Below are 18,484 nucleotides of genomic sequence, written 5' to 3' on the forward strand. Positions count from 1 at the left end.
CAAGTTAATAAATGGGCTAGATTAACATGAATCTTTTGATCAACCGGTCAGCCAAATTTAAAATTCGTCCTCTTTACTTAAGGGGTTGCCTGTTTATATTTTACAGTTGCTAACAAGAAAGGGCCATGTTTCAAACGCGACACTTTGCCCTCATGAACCCGTTACTTGTAGGTACGATGTACGTACAACGCCCGGACTTCACACTGTTTTATCACTGTTACCGGGCTATTCCTACCGACTCTATTACTGCTTTTGGCTTCCCGGCGCTTCGTTTCAATGGGTCAGGCTCGGCTAACTTTATCCCGTATTCTAGCTGCACCCAGGCCCGCACTTTCTCGTAAAAGTTCGAATCCATCGAGCGAGGCCGTAGAACCAACTACAGCCAGTGGCTTGCCGGCCACCTCCACGTAACTACTCAGGAACAGACTGCATAGCACCTTGTCTGCTTTCTCCCGATCAACACCGAGTAGCCTTGCAACCTCTACCAGCAAATAACCCCAATAGTACCCGCGCTGGAGCGTTGAGGTAGTGGCTCGCTTGCGGCTTATTTCGACTGACCACAGGCCAGCAGGCAGGGCGCGAATGGCTTTATATAACCGCCTGCGCGTTTTTAGCTGCGAGGTGTCCAGTAATATCCCTTTGTCCGTTGCCATTAATATAAGTAATGAACTATATAATTATATAAATATAACCGTTTATCCTCCTTTTGCAAAATCCCTGCGTAGTGTTTTGAGTATACTTGCCATTTAAGCCACTTTTTAAGTCCGTAGACGAACGATCTATACAAACCTTATGAGAACATACCTTTTGTTAATCGTGGGCTCTATGGTCGTTTTTGCATGTAACAGCGAAAAGCAGGGTGAAGAGTATAGACCTTTGGGGTATTACATGGACCAATTGCCCACTATCAAATTATCTGAGTCAGGTAAAGCCAGGGCGAGGGCTGTTTGGGATTCAATTAGGCCCCTGCTCCCGGTGATACCATATGAAGGGAAGGTTATGTATGTCGGTGTAGATACCACCGAATTAAAGAGAGTGATTAGCCCTAGCCTGCGATTTAATTATGATTCATTAACTGGACCGTCAGCACTTACCCTAAACATTACCTTTCAGAGAGAAGCAAAGGGTCCTGTTGGGGCCTTCTGGATAGGCGAAGAAACAATGGTGCCATGCTCCGGCAAGATTGAAAACATTAGTATTGCTAGTTTCTATAGTCAAATTGTTGGGCCTGTTGAGGAACAGGCTATACTCGGATTAATTAACAGTAAGTTTGTTCGAGTTGACCGCAAACCAGAAAAATACACCATTACACCCGGACAGGCTCAGGCAATTGAAAAAGCAAGGCTAGGCTATGAAGCACTAACCCTGCTGAACAACCACCTCAATAAACCCTAACTATTCACCTATGCCGTAAACCCGGTTAGAGTTTTGCGTACGACGAAGTGAGCCAACCAGGTCATTGCCCTCTAATCGCATTTTGCCACCGACCTCAATATACATCCCGCCATTTGGTCCACTGAATGGCGTTAACTGAGTCAATGGCTGTGCGCCACGTAGCGAACCAAACGCCCCCATTTTATTCATTTCCTGCGCTATCAATCTGGCTCCCAAACCCACCGGCGCAATAAACTCTCCACCACCGCTTAGGGCTTTTTGGGACTCACCCACTTCAACAATAGCCCGCCCTGTAGCAAGTCCGCCACCTTCCAGACTTCCGGCTAATCCCTTCACGGCTCCACCGCCAACAATCAGCGCACCACCGGCAATAATACCGGCAGGCCCATCAAGTTTTAGTACGGCTGCCATAAACGGGAAGGCGGCTATAGCTGCGGTCAGGAGTGTACCCCCGACAATCATCGCCGTACCGATTCGTATCATAAAGTCTCCGAGTAAGTTCATAACCGACTGAAGGGCAATTTTTAAGGGGTTCTCTCCTCTGCCCAATCCCTCACCAATACCCTCCAGCATTCGGGCAGCTTCACCCGCCAAGGCATCATGAGCGGCCTTCATGTCGCTCGCCATTTCTTCGGCGGTCTGCTTGACCTGCTTACCCTGGGCTTTCATCTGGTCGATACGTCGCTGAGCTTTTGCCATCCATTTAGCATCATCCTCTCCAGAGGCTCCCGGATTCGTCTGAGCATCAGCCGCGCCAGCCGCACCTTCTGCCTGGGCTAGTAATTCTTTTAGCTTTTTCAGATCAGCCAGCAGTCCAGGAGGCAAAGCAAGCTTCGCGAGTGACATCGTGGCTATTGTCAGCTTAATCTCTTCAATCTTGGCCCGGTAATAATCTAACCCCGGCGAGATTCGCTCAATGCCTGTTATAAAGCTGTTGATACCCGTTTTTGAGAATAACTCCGGTGTCGTATCAGCAAGTTCAAGAAAGTTGCGAAGTATATTATCAACAGCCTCCTGAGTACCCTTCCCGGTAATTTCCTTAATGCCGGTAATATTTAGCCGAGGGGTAACGTTCGTCATGCCCTGTAGTGTTTCCAGTTCCCCTCGTACCGCCCGGAGTTTGACATACAGGCTGTTTTCGTCGTTGTTCTCCAGGCCCTGCATTTGAGCCGCTGCCTCTTTCTGAGAAAGCCCCTGAATCTTCTTTTCCAGTTCAGCCTCGGTGCGACGCAAGAAAGCCTCTACCGAATCATCAACCTTAAGTTTCGGTTTGGTCTTTGTATCGGTAACGGGAGGCTTTTCTGTTTTAAGGGGCTTGCCTTCGGCAATTCGTATCTGATCCTGTAGGCGTTTAATCTCGGCTTCGCCTACTGTTTTATCCATCGCCTTCGCCTTGATCTTCTCACGAATGGCAGCTATTTCTTTCTGATAGCCTTCAACGGTTAATCGGGTAAGTTCGGCTTGCTGAGCAGCCCCCTCATCATTAAGTGCATCTAATTCCGCCTTCTGTTTCTTCAACTTCTCCCCACTCGTTTCAAGGAAATTAGCCGCGGCAGTCATGCCATTGTCTACATATACGCCCTGCCCTATGTGAACTTTCCCTTGTTTTGCTCCTAGTTCACGAGCCAGCGCAATCTTTTGGGCTTCAGTGAGCCTAGAGAGTTCGGCGGTGGACATTCCGGCGGCTTTAGCCAACTGCTCATAAACTTGAGCCTGAGCGCGAATGGTCTGGGTATATTCCTCCTGCTTACTGGTTAGCCGCTCCTGACTTACTGCCAGCCGTATCTTACGTTCGTATTGATCGTTGACAGCAGCCAAACGTCGGGCTAACAAATCAGAATCAACCGACTCAGCATTGATTTGTCCTAGAAACTCAGGGTATTTCTGATTAAGCTGCGTTATCAGGTTGAGCCGAACGGTTTCATTATCATTAGCCAGGGCGATAGCGCCAACAAGTCCATTGATTTCGGTTTGCTCTTTACGTAGTTCCTCGGCAGGTGAAGCGGCTATTAGATCCGTTACAACACTCAAGAAGCTCGATGCTGCACCAACGGCAACTTTAAACGCACTCGCTACGCCAGCATTACCTAACACAACCAGCAGACGGTCGTAGCTATCGCTGAGGTTACTCACCATACCCTCCTGCGTCTGAGCAACAGCGGACATACTTCCGGCGACACCGGACATTTGGCCGAACTTCTCAATAGCTTTTGTTACGCCCTCGGTTGTTATATCAACCGTCTGATTCATCCCCTTGAAGGCTAGCCTCACCTGATCGCCAGACTTACTGGCACGAATACCGAACTCCTTTAGTCGCTCAAATTCGCCCGTTTGTGCATCTAGAATGGCCTCGGTTAGCTGATCGAATCCCTTGCCCTGTGAAGCGGCCAGATCGCCAAAGTTGGTAAGCTGTGCTTTTGAGGGGATAAGACCCCGGTTGACGAACTTAATAAACGAGCCCGTCAGTTCGTCTAGCTGGTTAGGGGTTTCAGCGGCAAAGTTGGTGAGCATGTTTAAGTTGGCTCTTGCTCCCGCCTGACTGCCTAGCCCGTTCTTAAGTATCGCGTTGTACTTCTCGAACTTGCCGCTGGTGGTAAGAATGGCATTGCCGAACTCCAGAACCTTATCGACCGTGAAGGCTTGCGCGGCCATTTTGAGGAGTTCCCCGCGAAGGCTAATCGCTTGCCCACTAAACCGGGTTGCAGATGCGCCCGCCCGATCAAAGCCCCCGGCTATTCTCCCCCCTGCTTGTACGGCTTGGTTGGCAATATCGCCAAAGAGTTGAGCCGAGCGGCGGGTACCAGCCTCTAACCTGGTTAAATCGGCTCCTATTTCTACACTAAAATTGCGATACATGGCTTTACTGTGTCGATTTCTCTGAATACTCCTCTCGTACTATCTCAGCACCCATTGCGGCCGCTAGGCTCATAAATGCCGCTTGTGCGTCCATCCCCTGTTGTCGGCTTCGCTGCTCATCATCCCAGGGTAGCGGCATAAAATCGTATTCCGAAACCGAGTCTTTAAAGTGGGCGTTTCGGATTAGGGTTGCTATTCGTCGGCAAAGCCACATCAACAGTGTTTCCCTATCATTCTCACCCTCCCACATAGCAAAGGTTTCGGCTTGCGTCAGGTCAAAATATTGATCGGGCGAAATCTTGAGTTTTGCCAGTGAGCGAAACCGAAACGCCTTTACGGTTAAGGGTTCGCTGTCGCTACTTCCGGCGCTTCGTTTTTTTTTGTTGAGTCCGGCTCCGGTATATCCATAGCCGCCCGGAATACCTCAGCACCTGCCTGCTCAATCCACTCAGCCGCGTCCCACTCGGTGAAATCAATAGGCTTGCGCTGAGCAAGTGCTGCGTATTTAGCCGCCGAATAGTCCCACAGCCGCCATGCCTTCAAATAGCGGGGGGTGAAGGTGGGCACCTTAATCGGGTTCTTATTTTCGTCTACCCCATCAATCAGATCGGGCATTAGTGACTCGTCGATTTCGGCGAAGGTCTTAATGCCGGTTAATTCAGAGTATAGCTCAAGGGCACCGTTCGCGAACTTGAACTCTAACGTTTTACCATTCTCTAGGGTAATTTCTTTGTAGCCTGATAGCTTATTCATTGGTTGTAGTGCTGTTTGTTTGGTGGTTCTGTTTTATCAGGTCAAGCAAGCCAGCCTCGCTAACCTTCAGAGCTTCGGGTAGCTGCACAAAGTGCGGACCCGATTCGCGTAGGTTTTTAATACCCCGAACCTGGAAAGCGTAAGCCTGCAATGCCTTTTCAGGGAATAGCACCTGTCCGCCATTTTTGATAGAGGGGATTTTACCCGAGTTGGCCAGGTTGTAGAGGGTTGACTTCGCTTTGCCGGTTATCGTCTGGGCTATATCGATATTAACAATTCGATCTTTTTGCAGGAGTTGCTGAGCCGCGATTAAAGCCAGCCCGCTAATCTGCGAGGGCAATAGATCGATCGGGATTGATCTTAATTGCCTCAGCCATTTTAGTGATTTGCCCGATTTGCTCCGATATGATTTCAGAGAAGGCAATAAGGCTTTGGAGGGATTGCTGTTGCTGCTCCCGAAATCCTTCAAGTGCAGTAGCGAGTTGCTCAAATGTTTCAGCTATGTGTTGATTCTCCATTGTCAATCTGTTTAAATGCCCGGAATATCATTTACACCCTGACCAATTGGGGCGGCCCGAAACTTGCGGGTAGCTGTTCTGGGGTAAGGATCGCCAGCAATCTCATCGGTACGACCGCAACGGGTGCAGGTGTGCGGAGTCTTACCCGCTACCGTTGGGCCTGATACGGCCATCTTGCCCGCTGTTTTACAGTTGCCGCAAAAGAGATCTATTGAGTAGGTTCTTACCTCAAATACCGATTCGAGGTTAGGGTGCTTAGTAGGTCTTAATTTACACATATTGGGATGGGTGAAATCCCACGCCTTCAGGCGGCAACTTTAGTAGCTTTATGGGATGGATTATCGTACGGGCTCCCATAGTCGCTATGAGTTAAAAATTCACTTGGTCTGGATTACCAAGTATCGTAAACGTATATTGAAAGGAGACGTGTCCATTCGGCTACGGGAACTGATTCGAGAGATCTGCAAGGCCAACGAGGTGGTGATCGTAAAGGGTCATATTTCCTCGGATCATGTGCATTTGTTGTTGAGCTATCCGCCCACGATCTCGGTGAGTAAACTAGTTCAGTATCTAAAGGGGAAGAGTTCCCGCAAGCTATTGGGTGAATATGATGCGCTGCGTAAGGCGTTTTGGGGTCAGCATTTGTGGGCACGAGGCTACTTTGCGGCCAGCGTTGGTACAGTGACAGATGAAGTCGTAAAGGAATATATCGAAAAGCAAGACGTCTCCCCATCGGATGATGACTTCAAAATTAGTGACTGACTTTAGCGGGCTTCAGCCCTACTTTAAATCTATCGGCTTGAGCCGATAGTTGTTTAATTCTGGCATAAAATCGGCTTCTTATTTCGTCCCTAAAATACCGATTTTACTTTGCAATTCAAAGTACTATTTCATTTTCGTACTTTAATTTTTGAGGAGGGTAGCAGCGGGGTTCTATTCCGTTTTTATTCCGTTAAACTGGCTAACTCATGCCGTTTCTATGCCGTTAGATTGGCAGCGGCTATGTCGTTTTCATGTTGTTAGATCGACATACCCATGTCGTTTTTATGTTGTTTTTTGAGGAGCCTGAGCATATTGGATTTGTCCCATACAGCGAGGGGAGCGCTCACTGTTTTCTCACTGTTATTGCCTGGGGTCAACTTGATTTTGTCCCATTGAGAAGAGCGTTTTATTACTGCTCTATTTCTGCTCTTGGGTTTGGTCTACTTGGATTTGTGCTACTCTGGAGGGGCGCGTGTTATGGACTCCAAAAACTCTATTCTGTCGGTGTATCCTCGGTGTATTTATGAGCGTTACCTGTGTGCGTTGTGATGTCAAAAAATCTTCTGTTCACTGAGGGTGCCCTTTTTACCGAGTACAAAAACTCTTCAGCTATCTCTATACGTGTAATGACCGCCGAAAAATCTTCTAGTCATAGCTATGGCCTTTTTATCGTGGTAAAGAAACCTCGCTCGGGTGCGCGTAAGTGATCGTGAAAAAATCTTCTACGTGCGACAATGGCTCTTTTATCGGGCGGGGAAACTCTTGCCTGATCGGTGGAAAAGTAACGCAAAAGTAACGCTACCCTCGCGCGCGTTTTACCGTGTAAGAAAACTCTTCAGGAGGCAGGGAGTGGCGTTTTATGTAACGTATTGTAACGTCAGTATCGCAAGGGCAAGTGCCTGAACTTTACATAAATCGTTACATCTCGCGTATTGCGGACTTCGAAAGCTCCGGAAAACCTAATAGTCAGGTGTTTAGTGACCTCAACGCTGAAAAATCGTTTTTAAAAATGTGAGGTTTTGTGAGGTTTTGCTCAGGCGCGCATGATCGGGAATAAAAACACTTCAAGGCTCCGAAACGGGCGGTTTACCTTTTGTTTTGAGGTAGTGCCGGTACTACTGCCTAAAAACGTGCCTACAGGCTCAGTATTGAGGCTTTTGGGCATAAATCCACTACAGGGATCCGCTACGAAAAGTAAGGGTAAAGTAGGGATAAAAGTAACCCAAAAGTAAACCAATGTAAACCGGCGAATAAAAGCCTCGAAATGTTAGGTTTTGTTAGGTTCCAGGAGGGCAAAATGACAAGTTTTGACAAGTTTTTACCCCTGAAATGTCATCATTCTACCCCTCGAAACCATAACAAAGCATAACATTTGCCCTCGAAAGGTAAAGTATAGTAAAGTCACCAATTGGTAAGCAGCACTTCGGCTTGCCAAAAACTCAGGTTTTCTCAGGCTCTGTACATCGACCGAGCGCGGATGCTACTACAGAAAAGCCAATAAAATGTAAGGTTTTGTAAGGTTTTCACTCTCTCTAGTGCAACTATCCTTTCGCTGCTAAATCACAGTAGATACACAGTAGATTTGAAAAAGCGGGGTATCTGGAGGGCTTGCGCGTTGTGGAGTCCGAAACTCCGGAAACTACCCCCGAAATGTTAACTATTGTAAACGCACCAAGAGGTAAGCGAGGGATTACATCCGGCGTATCGGTCTACCTTGCCCCTTTGTAATCTGCTCATTGAGCAGGTCTAATACGGCGTCATTACTAAACATCTCCTCGGCTGAGGCAAAGCCCAGAATAGGCGCTACACTTTCGGCATCAAAGAGAAGCTCTCCGGTTTTTCTGTCCCGCATCATCTTGACGGGCTTGCCCTGGAAGAAATCAACAAAGTATTCGTACTGACTATCGAAGTGAGTGCGTACCATTGGATTAGATGTTAAAGGTTTTCTGTATGCGTTTACGGGCAATGTTGTAGGGCTTCATCAATTCATACCACTCATTTTGTAGCATCGTATCGGCTACCGCATTGAGCACAAAAAGAATCATGTGGCGGGCGGCTGTTTCGTCATGGGCCAGAAAAGCGCGAATCTCCCGAAATACGTTGTGCAGGGTAGCAGGCTTACCGGCCAGATAGCGCCGAAGCCAGAACTCCACGCCATCCGCATAAGCCAGATAGTGACAGGCTTTCTCACTGACGCCCTGATAGACGCCTGCCTCCAGGTAGCGGGGAATGCCAATCAGGTAAGCGGTGATCTGAGCCGTGTTGAGTGTGGTATGCTCAAATTGCTGAGTGAGTCGGGGTAATGTGCGGGTGTTCATGATTGCTGTTTGGTTGGTAAGGATGCAAGCCCGAGTTTATAAAACGGGCTTTCGGGGCTACGCTGCCAGACGGAATAATCACCGTTTTTAGGTTTGATTTCTTTGATTTGGGGCACCGCTCCGGGTGGGCTGGGCTCGTCTATTTCGGGCGGGTAATCTTCGGTGAAAGGTATATCGGCACCTACAGGAAACTCCCGCTCAAGTTGCGACTCATCCGGCCGAAGGATAGAACCGGGATTGTCTAGCTGCTCAGCAATGGTTTTTACAATCAGCGGCTCTGGGCTGTCTGAGACTTTTCTTACCACACTAAGAAAAGTCGGCTCCTCAGCGATAACCTCAGCCTCTATACGTCTGGTTGTATACTGAAATGGTTTCCACTCCGAAGCAGACTCATCGTTGAAGGGCTGTGCGGATACACTAACAGGCTGAGGTCGTCCTTTTCTAACTTCCCTTTTCCACGCCTGGGGTGGGTTTGGATTAACTTCAGGATGCACGGGCGAAGTCAAACCGTAGCGGATACCATCACGGATGGTTTTCTGAGATTTGGAAAACTGTGGCCATTCGCTGGCGGCTGTCTCTAAAGCAAGTACAGCAGTATCTTCGTCCATTCGGTCAGCAGCAATATACCCCCCGGCCAGCTTTGCCGCTTTGAGCAATGTTTCGTGGCGCTGCCCCTCGCCCGCCCGATCAACAAACCGAATAAGCCGTTTTAGTAGGTTTTGCTGGTTGTCGTCTGAACTCCCACCGTAGTGAATTGGTCCACGTTTAGGTGCTGGTGGCGTATAGGTACCCTTCATCACCGATGCCTCATCATTAAGGTAAGGTGCCTCGTCGAAGGAAGCAAAGCGTAAATCGGTTGCATTACAACCCTTTGTGCTGTCAAGGGTTATGCCAAATCGCTCAGTGAATAGCTTCTGCAAATAGCGAAAATGAGCCTTCAGGGTTTCGGGTGTTTGATGGTCAGGCAGGCGGACAACGAACCAAAGTCCCCGACGTACCGAATAGGCACAAAGCAATACATAGGGTAAATTGGCAATGAGTTTTTTTAACTCAGCCATATCAACGCCCGGGTTGTCTTTGATATCGACATCTCCCATCAGCATCGACCATTGGTGAATAATCTTTTCCTCAATGGTGGAGCTGGCTTTGCGGTCTCTTAACAGAGCTACAGGCGTAAAAGCAGAGAGGTATTTTTTTAGCTCATCCTGTTTTGCTTTCTCTACCTCAGCACATATTGCCTCAACTTGTGGCTGATAGTAGCGGGTGGTTGCCATTCGGCGCAAAGTGGTCTTTTGGGTTGGTACGTTGCCGAAGGAGTGGCGTTTGTGGTCGAACTCAAAGAAGCTGATAGGCAAGTCAAGCAGTGAGGGTGCCATACAGGTAAAGTGTTGTTTACTGCATTTAGCATTTAAGCTTCCTACTGTTTAGGGGTATGTATGTACTCGCGCACATATACACCCCCCAACAGGTGAAATGTTAAATGCTAAATGCACGATTATTGAGGTTTCAGCGTAAAGGTGATATTGCGGGTATTGGCTCCGCGTTCGTATTTCCAGCCCTTTGGCGTACTGGGTGATGTTATTGGTAAAAGCCCGAGTAACAGTCTGATTGTCCGGCAAACCAGCAAACGCCTTATATTCCCGAAACAACTCATCTCGATTATACTCCTGATCCGGTACCAAACCTGTATTCTGATAGGTCGTCACCCATTCGTAGAACTCTTCACCCGCAACCTGCCGCAATCTGTTCTGATCGGCGCTACGAAGCGTGTAGGGTTGTAGCCCATCGCGCAGGTACTCCTCAACGCAACCAATCATGTATTGGTCGAAGCGTTGCCATTCTTCAGCATCCCAATCATCCGAGAAGAAAATACATCCGTGTTCAGCCTGAATGGGCTTCTCATTTCCTCGTTTTATCTGGCGTTTGTAGTGATTACCAAACTCAATAATGAATTGCCGACGAATATTGCTCGACCCCTCATTAGGCATCACCACGTTTGAGGAAATGAGCAATTTCGGCCCCTCCTTCGCGGGAATCCGGAAAGCCTTTTCGTGCTTGCGCTCGATGCTCCAGCCTTCAGTTAGTAGACTAAAAAAGCGTTCCAGGGTAAATCTCCGTTCGGCCTTAGGGTGGTTTACTACCGGATCATCAATCCACACAATAGCCGTATCTTCATTGACCTGCTGAAAGCAAAAGCGGTCGTTCTGATCGAATTTCTTTCCATCGATTACAGCAACCGGACGTATCTGCCGAATGGCATTACCAAACAACCCTTTGCCCGTACCGCCTTCAGGCTTTCGTGCATCGGTTATTTCCTCATCATAGCAGATGACCGCCTGTCCTTCGGCTGGGTTGCCGTAGTGGTGAATGAGGTAGCCGATGGCTGTTCGAAAGGATCTCAATCGGTCAGGTTCTCTATTGGTAATGTTGAGCAGGAAGAGGGCAAAATGACACTCCTCTCCGTTAGCACTGGGGTCGAATACTCGGTTAATGACTTGCGATTTCCAAACACAACGATCCTGCAGAAAGTCATAAGGAAGTATCTTGACACTTCCGGCCTTAACTGCTATAATGCCATTTTTGTAAGGAATGTAGCAGGCTGTCTCAGTATCGCGAAGCAACGGCCTGGCGTGGGTATGAAGCCCCTCCAGGTTTTTGGGGTTAACGGTTAGGTGTTGCTGGCGGTTGTATATCTCCAGTCTGCCCTCATAGGTTGCTGTGATGTAGTCAACGCTCAGCGGGTAGGGTTTTGACTCAATATAGGCTTTGAGACAGTCCCGCATGTTGGTGTCAATAACCGGCTCAATAATTGAATCACCCCGGATTAAAGACGTAGAGAAGTTATCCGGTCGGTACCGTTTGGCGAAAAGTAGCCCTTGTAGATATTCCAGTATACCGGTTCGGTAAAGTCCCGAAAGCACCCACTCCTGGGTTTTTGAATCTTTCTCGAACGTCCAAAGATCAATAGTTACTTCATCCTTTCGGATGAAAATAATAGAAGCATCTCCATGCTCCGTTTCGTCAAAAACGAAATCACCCGACGATGCCAACTCCTTATCTGTCATATTGGAAATTGGCGGAATAGATGTACCTTTAGCCTGCGCAGTCGTCATAGTATCAGTGCTTTAGCCGCCTTTGGTTTTGGGGACCGAGGGCGGTTTTGTTTTGTGTGAAGTGGGATAAGGGAGAGGCTAGTTAAGGGTTGCCTTAACGCCGAATTTTTCACACAAAGCCGCTATGTGTTCCTTGCGGTAGCGCAACACTGAGCCGATCTGAACGTAGCCAACAACGCCCTTCGCCCGCCAGATTTGGGCGGTCTTTTTGCTGACTTTCATAATCTGACAGAACTCCTCGTCGGTGTAGAGATACTCCCGATTTGAATCTGCAGTCAGCTTAGCTTGAGCAGATTCAATGTTAGAAATTGAGGATTGAATGTTGCGGTAATCGCTCTCTGGTAGAATGCAAACTGCTTCCATTTTCTTCGACGTGCTTTGTTTGTTGAGTCGAAGTTGGGTAGGTGGGAGTTTTAAGAGTAGTATAGAAAAAAGATACTTTTTTGGCGAGCCTATACTAATTGTTTATCAAGGTATTAGGTTGTGTTTTTCTAAAAACTTTTTGTATTCGGTTCTCCACGAACGAAAGGTCATTTTGCGTTCATGAAGAACTGAGGACATATCTGATGTATCGCAGATAAATTCAAATCCAGCAATCTTCATGAGTTCAGCCCCGAATTCATCGATTCGTTCTTTATTAACATACTTTTTATTTAGCCTTTGGTTATCGAGCTGATCCCGAAAAAACCAAGCTATGTAATAAGCAAAGTGCTTTTCACCTCGCTTAGTCTCTTGTGGTTTGAGATGATCTTTTGCTTGCCATACTACCCTATGGGTATCTAACCGAAGTTTATTTAAGTATTCTTTTTCTCTCTCCGCTTTCTCTAGAACCGCCTGCCGAATGAAGTCCAGCAATACACCTTCATATTTTATGAGAACCTGACTGTCTTTTTGTTTGACCTTAAAGTAGTCTAGATTGCTATCACTAAATATTTTTTCAAATTGGGCTGACTCTAGCCATCTTTCCAGATTATTTATAGATTCTCCCAAGCCCGACTCCCATGCGCTTTTTGATATACGAATTTTGTTTTTTGCTATATCTTCTTGCATATGGCGGACGATACAGAAAGCCTCTCTCATAAAGCGATCCGTATGGTAATCCTGACATAGGTCAACAATCTGCCTAACGATAGAATCATCAAGCTCAAACTCCCAACCGGCTTCTCTTTCTTTATTAGTTCTGTCCGGATTATAAGTTTCAATGAAAAGAGGGTAGTAATTTTCCTCATAATGAATATCCTCGGCTTGGAAGATGATAGTCGCCATACTCAAATAGTAGATTTACCCAAAGATTGATTCGAGTGCTTTGTCTGTTGTGTCAGTATCGAACTCAGATAAATACTTTTCGGTGATGTTAATTTTTGAGTGCCTGAGGAGCTTAGAAATTGCGTAAACGTCATTAATCTTTTTACGGCCTAAATCGGCAAAGGTGTGCCTAGCTGAGTGAAAAGAGAGTTCTCTAGGGATACCAGCCAAAAAACATATTTTCTTGAGATACCTATTGATGAGCGCATTTTTCCGGCTGACTTCCTTTAGTATATCAACGTCTGCGTCATAAGTCCGTTTGGCGCTCATAATTGGGAACACAAAGCCCTCCGGGTCGATCTTCTCTGGTTGGTAGTGCCTTATGATTTCCTCGGCCTGCTTGGGTAGCTGTATAGAGTGACTCTTTGTGACGGTGGCCTTTGTTTTCCACATGACGTAAGAGAGCCGATTGTCGTTAATGTTTTTCCATTGCAAACAGCATATATCACTAAATCGCATTCCGGCCATATAGAATGCACATAGCCAGTAGTTGCGGGTATGCCACAGCAAAGATCCCTCGGGTAAGGATACATTACGAAAGGTTTCTAGTTCTCCCTCTGTTAATCGTACTCGGTCCGGCTTGCCCTCTTTTAATTTGATTAATAGAAACGGATTGTCCTGGATTGGTACTAATCCCTCTTTCACGGCCTGATTGAATACGGCCCTGATTTTAGAGAAGCCTGTCCCTATAGTATTGGTTGTGTTCCCCTTTTTGGTACGCAACCATTGCTCGTAATCGGTTAGCAGCTTAACCGTAATATCTGAGAAGAAAAGTTCTTTGTTGTCGACGTATTCTAGAAGCTTATTAATTTCGGATCGGACGTTGCGCTGAGTATTGTAAGGCTTATTGGATAGATACTCGTATGCGTACTGAAAAAAGTAGGCAGAGGAGCGACCTTTAAGGTTTTCGGCGATTACCAGTGAGGTAACATTTTTAGTATCAGCTTTCAGGCGAATCGCGTCCGATTTGATAGCATCTATCTTTTTATTGATTACCTCGTGCAGTACATAGGAACGTCTTACTTCTTTCTTATTAGGGTTCCAATCCTTCAGGGGGATATCAAAACCGATGTAAACTCGGCGGTGTTGACGGTTCTCGGTTATACGCAGATACAAGGCATATCGCCCATCTTTTTTAGGCTTGTTGCCCAGCTCAACAGTAAAGGATATGGTGTTGGTCTTAGCGCGTCCACTGGCAGGCGCGTTATCAGGTTTGGGCTGGCTCATGGCGTTCTCTTGTCTGCATTAAATATAGTCAAGAGAAGCCTTTTACTGTAACATTACTGTAACAATTTTTACTTTTATTTACCTTCTACTACTTCTATATTCCAGAGAAAAGACCATTTAAGTATAGATGAGGGTACTTTTTCGGTTTATATTGGACTTGAAAAGTAGAAGTTCGATTCCCGCTCCTGGTACAATACAAACTGCAGGTGTCTTTAAAATTAGGCGCTTGCAGTTTTTTTTGTTTCACTGTAACATTAAGGAAACTTATTGGGAAAGCTCTAATATGGATTGTAATGACCTGTTAGTTAGCTATACTAAAAGCGATTGTGAAAAACTCTCTAAAAAATTCCAAAGCTTCAAACACTTTCACAATCAAATCAAAGAATTTCTGGTCACATAATATTCAAAAGCCACGACTTCACAGCCGTGGCTTTTCCCGTTGAAAGTCGCTATTGTTTAGTTCAACGTAATGGTGCGGGCTGATATCTGGGTCGGCTTGGTCGATAACGTAACTGGATGCACCGATACGTCATTGCCTGAAACGATTTCAACTTGGTAGGCACCATCTTCCAGCTCAGCCATATCGAATTTGAAATGGAAGTTGCCTTGTTTTTTGCTGATCGATTGTTTCGCCAGCAGATCGCCACTTTTGCTTTTCAGCAGAACAACCAGTGCTTTACCGGGTTCCCGCTCCACAAATACGTTCAGTTTGGAAGGAGTTGCCGATGGAAAAACGGCCGCTTTGTACGAACTAGTCGTAGCGGTCGGATTTACGGTTGGGTTAGCCGGAGCGGCAAACGTAGTAGTGCTTAACAGTAAGGCAGCGATGAGGGATTGGGCAAACGTTTTCATGAGTGTTATGTATTTGTTGTTGGTAGTTGTTTGTTTGAACGTGTCAAAGGTATGGCGGTAAAAATCGGTTGTGAATTGAGATTGGTACAGACTGTCAGAAAACCTTTATGAATGGTGTAAATTCGGTACTAAAGTGTTTTAGGCTCTATTGCTACGTTGCCCCAAAACAGCTGTTGTTTGCCTAAAAGGCTACTGGTAAGCTGGTTATTAGCTAACGTATTGTCTAAAACCTTTCTCTTTTGGGCGAAACGTAGTAGTGAATCAAACGAAGCCACTGATTCAGACGTTAATTCTGGTACAGAACCATAGGTGAACCCTAACCAACGTAGCAATTATGAATGTCTACAATTCCATCATCGACACAATAGGCAATACCCCCCTTGTTAAATTAAATAAAGTAGCGAAGGGCGTCCCCGGAACGATTCTGGCAAAAGTTGAATACTTCAACCCAGGTAATTCTGTGAAAGATCGAATCGCGATTCGGATGATTGAAGACGCCGAAGCGAAGGGCATTATCAAACCTGGTGGTACAATTATCGAAGGCACAAGTGGGAATACTGGAATGGGGCTGGCATTGGCAGCCGTCGGGAAAGGCTATAAATGCATTTTCACAATGGCCGACAAGCAGTCGAAAGAAAAGATTGACATTCTGCGGGCAGTTGGAGCTGAAGTGGTTGTGTGCCCAACCAACGTAGCGCCCGACGATCCTCGTTCGTACTATTCTGTCGCTAAAAAACTCAACCGCGATATTCCAAATTCGCTGTATCCAAATCAGTACGATAACCTGTCCAATACAGCCGCCCACTACGAGACCACCGGTCCCGAAATCTGGCGCGATACCGACGGCAAAATCACGCACTTCGCGGCTGGGGTAGGTACGGGTGGAACCATCTGCGGTACGTCGAAATTCCTGAAAGAACAGAATCCGAACGTAGTGTCAATCGGACTCGATACGTATGGGTCGGTGTTCAAGAAATACAAGGAAACGGGCATTTTCGATGAAGGCGAAATTTACCCATACATGACCGAGGGCATCGGCGAAGACATTCTGCCACAGAACGTCGATTTCAGTTTAATTGATCACTTTGTGAAAGTGACCGATAAAGATGCCGCCATTATGGCTCGTCGGTTGTCGCGCGAGGAGGGTTTATTTGTGGGTTGGTCGTGTGGTACGGCGGTTCATGGTGCGCTGGAGTGGGCACGTGAGCACCTGACAGACAGCGACGTAATGGTAATCTTACTACCCGACCACGGCACGCGTTACCTCGCCAAAATCTACAACGATACGTGGATGAAAGACCACGGCTTTCTGGAAGATCGCGCCTTTAAAACGGCTCGCGACATCATTCATCATAAAGACAGCAATGGCAATAGTCGACATTCATCGCTAACAACGGTGGGTTCTGACGTATCAGTCAGTCAGGCGATTCATATTCTGAATAGATACGGCATTTCGCAGATTCCGGTTACCGACGCAGGAGGGCACATTGTCGGCAGCCTGACCGATTCAACTATTCTAAATAAACTGATTGAAGACCCTACCATAAAAGAACATTCCGTCAGTGACGTAATGGATAAACCCTTCAAGTTTGTTGGCTTGGATAATACTATCGACGCCCTCTCATCGCTCATCGACCGCGACAACAAAGCCCTGCTCGTCCGCGACGAGAAAGAACAGGTACACATTATCACTCAGGCTGATTTGCTGGCAGCTATGACGAGTTGAGAAATATTTTTTTAGTAAACAAATCATAGAAATTCGTAGTATTGCAGAAACCATAAAGCTATGGAATCAGAAGCAGCAACCCCGGAACTTGCAGCCTCGCAGCAAATACCTTCCTACTTAATTTACAAAACGCTCAATGGATGCTCTCTCTACAGAAAGGGCTATAAGGAGGTAGTAGCGAAACGAAAAACTCCCGGCGAAATCATGGGTTGCAGTGACCTACAGGCCATTATTGTATCAGCATTACACGGTTATCTCTATAATCAGATCAACCGAAAAGTTTATTGGGTAGTAACCAACGAACCATCTTTACACCTACAATTAGGCGGTAATTTATCAAATGATATCGCCAGCTATGCAAAAGAGGACGTAACAGTTAAGGGAAATTCTTCGACGTAGCGCCAAAGGTCGTTGCGGAGGTTGATATTAAAATAGACCTTGAAGCATTCCCTGCCTGGGAGCAGGATTACATCCATCAGAAAACGCAGGCCATGCTCGATTTCGGCATGGAGCGCGTCATCTGGATCACTACCCAATCCCGAAAAGTAATTGTCGCTACAAAAGGCGAAGACTGGCTTACTTTAAACTGGGATGCTACCGTTCCTGTGCTCGACAATGTAACGTTGAACGTAGCAAACATCCTGATCGAAGAAGGAGCGATTTAGAAGTATGATATGGGATGTATAATGTATGTAGTGCCCAAATACATCATACATCCTATATCATACTTCACCTACGGTTGTCGCTGCCGTCCATCATACTCAGGTAACTCATATACCGGCTTTCGGCAATGTCACCTTCGGCAACGGCGTCTTTAATGGCGCAGCCAGGCTCGTTGATATGCAGGCAGTTGTGAAAACGGCATTCGTTCAGCCGGTCGCGCATTTCGGGGAAGTAATGACTAATTTCTTCTCTCTCCGTATCAATTAATCCCAACTCTTTTATCCCTGGCGTATCGATAATGAACGTATTGGGAGCTAACTCAAACATCTCGGCGAACGTAGTGGTATGAACGCCTTTGTTGGCGAAGGTCGATACCTCATTGGTACGTAGGTTAAGATTCGGTGAGATTGCATTCACCAAAGACGATTTTCCTACGCCCGAATGCCCCGACAACAACGTGACTTTATGGTCAAGCAGTTGCCGGAACGTATCGACGCCTTCACCTTCGGTAGCCGACGTAGCCAGGCACGTATAACCGATACGTTCGTACATGTCCATGATTTCCTGCTGAAAGGCCAGCCCTTCCTCGTTCAGGATGTCGGTCTTATTGAAGACAACCGCCGTTGGAATCCGGAATGACTCTGCCGATACCAGAAACCGGTCGATAAAACCCAGGGAAGTACGGGGGAGTGTCAACGTAGCGAGTAGCACAGCCTGGTCGAGGTTAGCCGCCAGAATATGACCGTGCGCCGTTTTATGCACCGACTGCCGAATAATGTAATTCTCGCGCGGGGCAATATCGTTGATGACCGCTGTATTTTCGGCTTCATCTTCGACCTCGAAAGCCACCTTATCCCCAACAGCAATCGGGTTGGTAACTTTCATACCTTTCATTTTGAATTTGCCCGGCAACCGAGCCTGATACACATGACCGTCCGTGTCACGAACATCGTACCAGGAACCCGTAGAGCGTATAACTAAACCAGTGTAATCCAA

Annotated in this window: 21 protein-coding genes; 5 read left to right on the forward strand and 16 right to left on the reverse strand. The window is 46.9% G+C overall.

The window, feature by feature from the left end; genetic code table 11:
* Positions 1–281: 281 nt before the first annotated feature.
* Entirely contained in the window at positions 282–653 is a 372-nt protein-coding gene (locus IC229_RS18440; RefSeq protein WP_190888481.1) for a hypothetical protein, read from the reverse strand.
* A 139-nt stretch (positions 654–792) separates the two neighbouring features.
* Between IC229_RS18440 and IC229_RS18445 the strand changes: the two genes are divergently transcribed.
* The gene (locus tag IC229_RS18445; protein WP_190888482.1) at positions 793–1,395 is read left to right on the forward strand and encodes a hypothetical protein; all 603 of its coding nucleotides are present in this window, start codon (positions 793–795) and stop codon (positions 1,393–1,395) included.
* On the opposite strand, the gene IC229_RS18450 is transcribed toward IC229_RS18445, so the two are convergent.
* The 6 genes from IC229_RS18450 to IC229_RS18475 form a co-directional block, all read right to left on the reverse strand.
* Positions 1,396–4,251, reverse strand: coding sequence for a hypothetical protein (locus IC229_RS18450; RefSeq protein WP_190888483.1), 2,856 nt, complete (start codon positions 4,249–4,251; stop codon positions 1,396–1,398).
* Positions 4,252–4,255: 4 nt separating this feature from the next.
* Complete coding sequence (locus IC229_RS18455; protein WP_190888484.1) at positions 4,256–4,501, reverse strand: hypothetical protein; 246 nt, start codon at positions 4,499–4,501, stop codon at positions 4,256–4,258.
* A gap of 89 nt (positions 4,502–4,590) precedes the next feature.
* Entirely contained in the window at positions 4,591–5,004 is a 414-nt protein-coding gene (locus IC229_RS18460; RefSeq protein ID WP_190888485.1) for a hypothetical protein, read from the reverse strand.
* Positions 4,997–5,344, reverse strand: a complete 348-nt coding sequence (locus IC229_RS18465) for a helix-turn-helix domain-containing protein (protein ID WP_190888486.1) — start codon at positions 5,342–5,344, stop codon at positions 4,997–4,999. The genes IC229_RS18460 and IC229_RS18465 overlap by 8 nt, the downstream gene beginning before the upstream one ends.
* Entirely contained in the window at positions 5,328–5,522 is a 195-nt protein-coding gene (locus IC229_RS18470; protein WP_190888487.1) for a hypothetical protein, read from the reverse strand. Before IC229_RS18470 ends, IC229_RS18465 begins: the two co-directional genes overlap by 17 nt.
* A gap of 11 nt (positions 5,523–5,533) precedes the next feature.
* Positions 5,534–5,800: a hypothetical protein gene (locus IC229_RS18475; RefSeq protein ID WP_190888488.1), complete on the reverse strand. Its 267-nt coding sequence runs from the start codon at positions 5,798–5,800 to the stop codon at positions 5,534–5,536.
* A 55-nt stretch (positions 5,801–5,855) separates the two neighbouring features.
* Between IC229_RS18475 and tnpA the strand changes: the two genes are divergently transcribed.
* Positions 5,856–6,284, forward strand: coding sequence for an IS200/IS605 family transposase (gene tnpA, locus IC229_RS18480; RefSeq protein ID WP_190888489.1), 429 nt, complete (start codon positions 5,856–5,858; stop codon positions 6,282–6,284).
* Positions 6,285–7,974: 1,690 nt separating this feature from the next.
* Here the strand turns inward: tnpA and IC229_RS18485 are convergent.
* From IC229_RS18485 to IC229_RS18520, 8 genes are all read right to left on the reverse strand, one after another.
* Entirely contained in the window at positions 7,975–8,208 is a 234-nt protein-coding gene (locus IC229_RS18485) for a hypothetical protein (RefSeq protein ID WP_190888490.1), read from the reverse strand.
* Between the two features lie 4 nt (positions 8,209–8,212).
* A complete protein-coding gene (locus IC229_RS18490) occupies positions 8,213–8,602 on the reverse strand; it encodes a hypothetical protein (protein ID WP_190888491.1) in 390 nt (129 codons plus the stop codon).
* On the reverse strand, positions 8,599–9,978 hold the full coding sequence (locus tag IC229_RS18495; RefSeq protein ID WP_190888492.1) for a hypothetical protein: 1,380 nt from the start codon (positions 9,976–9,978) through the stop codon (positions 8,599–8,601). The genes IC229_RS18490 and IC229_RS18495 overlap by 4 nt, the downstream gene beginning before the upstream one ends.
* 48 nt (positions 9,979–10,026) lie before the next feature.
* Positions 10,027–11,715 (reverse strand): primase-helicase family protein, encoded by a 1,689-nt coding sequence (locus IC229_RS18500; RefSeq protein ID WP_190888493.1) that lies wholly within the window; start codon positions 11,713–11,715, stop codon positions 10,027–10,029.
* 78 nt (positions 11,716–11,793) lie between these two features.
* On the reverse strand, positions 11,794–12,078 hold the full coding sequence (locus IC229_RS18505; RefSeq protein WP_190888494.1) for a helix-turn-helix domain-containing protein: 285 nt from the start codon (positions 12,076–12,078) through the stop codon (positions 11,794–11,796).
* Positions 12,079–12,183: 105 nt separating this feature from the next.
* Positions 12,184–12,981 carry a hypothetical protein gene (locus tag IC229_RS18510; RefSeq protein WP_190888495.1) on the reverse strand — a complete coding sequence of 266 codons (798 nt, stop codon included), beginning with the start codon at positions 12,979–12,981 and terminating at the stop codon, positions 12,184–12,186.
* Between the two features lie 15 nt (positions 12,982–12,996).
* Positions 12,997–14,247, reverse strand: coding sequence for a site-specific integrase (locus tag IC229_RS18515; RefSeq protein WP_190888496.1), 1,251 nt, complete (start codon positions 14,245–14,247; stop codon positions 12,997–12,999).
* A gap of 456 nt (positions 14,248–14,703) precedes the next feature.
* On the reverse strand, positions 14,704–15,099 hold the full coding sequence (locus IC229_RS18520) for a hypothetical protein (RefSeq protein ID WP_190888497.1): 396 nt from the start codon (positions 15,097–15,099) through the stop codon (positions 14,704–14,706).
* 334 nt (positions 15,100–15,433) lie between these two features.
* Between IC229_RS18520 and IC229_RS18525 the strand changes: the two genes are divergently transcribed.
* The 3 genes from IC229_RS18525 to IC229_RS35345 all read left to right on the forward strand — a co-directional run bounded on the left by IC229_RS18525 (position 15,434) and on the right by IC229_RS35345 (position 17,490).
* Positions 15,434–16,825, forward strand: coding sequence for a cystathionine beta-synthase (locus tag IC229_RS18525; protein WP_190888498.1), 1,392 nt, complete (start codon positions 15,434–15,436; stop codon positions 16,823–16,825).
* A gap of 60 nt (positions 16,826–16,885) precedes the next feature.
* Positions 16,886–17,224, forward strand: a complete 339-nt coding sequence (locus IC229_RS35340; RefSeq protein ID WP_223834067.1) for a hypothetical protein — start codon at positions 16,886–16,888, stop codon at positions 17,222–17,224.
* Between the two features lie 92 nt (positions 17,225–17,316).
* Entirely contained in the window at positions 17,317–17,490 is a 174-nt protein-coding gene (locus IC229_RS35345; protein WP_223834068.1) for a hypothetical protein, read from the forward strand.
* A gap of 64 nt (positions 17,491–17,554) precedes the next feature.
* Here IC229_RS35345 and rsgA read toward each other — a convergent pair whose 3' ends face one another.
* The gene (gene rsgA, locus IC229_RS18535) at positions 17,555–18,484 is read right to left on the reverse strand and encodes a ribosome small subunit-dependent GTPase A (RefSeq protein ID WP_190888499.1); all 930 of its coding nucleotides are present in this window, start codon (positions 18,482–18,484) and stop codon (positions 17,555–17,557) included.

This window comes from Spirosoma profusum (genome assembly GCF_014699005.1).
Classification (GTDB): domain Bacteria; phylum Bacteroidota; class Bacteroidia; order Cytophagales; family Spirosomataceae; genus Spirosoma; species Spirosoma profusum.

Excerpts from the sequence above, each read along its gene's own strand:
- IC229_RS18440 (WP_190888481.1), bottom strand. The coding sequence starts at position 653 with ATGGCAACGGACAAAGGGATATTACTGGACACCTCGCAGCTAAAAACG.
- IC229_RS18445 (WP_190888482.1), top strand. The coding sequence starts at position 793 with ATGAGAACATACCTTTTGTTAATCGTGGGCTCTATGGTCGTTTTTGCA.
- IC229_RS18450 (WP_190888483.1), bottom strand. The coding sequence starts at position 4,251 with ATGTATCGCAATTTTAGTGTAGAAATAGGAGCCGATTTAACCAGGTTA.
- IC229_RS18455 (WP_190888484.1), bottom strand. The coding sequence starts at position 4,501 with ATGTGGGAGGGTGAGAATGATAGGGAAACACTGTTGATGTGGCTTTGC.
- IC229_RS18460 (WP_190888485.1), bottom strand. The coding sequence starts at position 5,004 with ATGAATAAGCTATCAGGCTACAAAGAAATTACCCTAGAGAATGGTAAA.
- IC229_RS18470 (WP_190888487.1), bottom strand. The coding sequence starts at position 5,522 with ATGGAGAATCAACACATAGCTGAAACATTTGAGCAACTCGCTACTGCA.
- IC229_RS18475 (WP_190888488.1), bottom strand. The coding sequence starts at position 5,800 with ATGTGTAAATTAAGACCTACTAAGCACCCTAACCTCGAATCGGTATTT.
- tnpA (WP_190888489.1), top strand. The coding sequence starts at position 5,856 with ATGGATTATCGTACGGGCTCCCATAGTCGCTATGAGTTAAAAATTCAC.
- IC229_RS18485 (WP_190888490.1), bottom strand. The coding sequence starts at position 8,208 with ATGGTACGCACTCACTTCGATAGTCAGTACGAATACTTTGTTGATTTC.
- IC229_RS18490 (WP_190888491.1), bottom strand. The coding sequence starts at position 8,602 with ATGAACACCCGCACATTACCCCGACTCACTCAGCAATTTGAGCATACC.
- IC229_RS18495 (WP_190888492.1), bottom strand. The coding sequence starts at position 9,978 with ATGGCACCCTCACTGCTTGACTTGCCTATCAGCTTCTTTGAGTTCGAC.
- IC229_RS18500 (WP_190888493.1), bottom strand. The coding sequence starts at position 11,715 with ATGACGACTGCGCAGGCTAAAGGTACATCTATTCCGCCAATTTCCAAT.
- IC229_RS18505 (WP_190888494.1), bottom strand. The coding sequence starts at position 12,078 with ATGGAAGCAGTTTGCATTCTACCAGAGAGCGATTACCGCAACATTCAA.
- IC229_RS18510 (WP_190888495.1), bottom strand. The coding sequence starts at position 12,981 with ATGGCGACTATCATCTTCCAAGCCGAGGATATTCATTATGAGGAAAAT.
- IC229_RS18515 (WP_190888496.1), bottom strand. The coding sequence starts at position 14,247 with ATGAGCCAGCCCAAACCTGATAACGCGCCTGCCAGTGGACGCGCTAAG.
- IC229_RS18520 (WP_190888497.1), bottom strand. The coding sequence starts at position 15,099 with ATGAAAACGTTTGCCCAATCCCTCATCGCTGCCTTACTGTTAAGCACT.
- IC229_RS18525 (WP_190888498.1), top strand. The coding sequence starts at position 15,434 with ATGAATGTCTACAATTCCATCATCGACACAATAGGCAATACCCCCCTT.
- IC229_RS35340 (WP_223834067.1), top strand. The coding sequence starts at position 16,886 with ATGGAATCAGAAGCAGCAACCCCGGAACTTGCAGCCTCGCAGCAAATA.
- IC229_RS35345 (WP_223834068.1), top strand. The coding sequence starts at position 17,317 with ATGCTCGATTTCGGCATGGAGCGCGTCATCTGGATCACTACCCAATCC.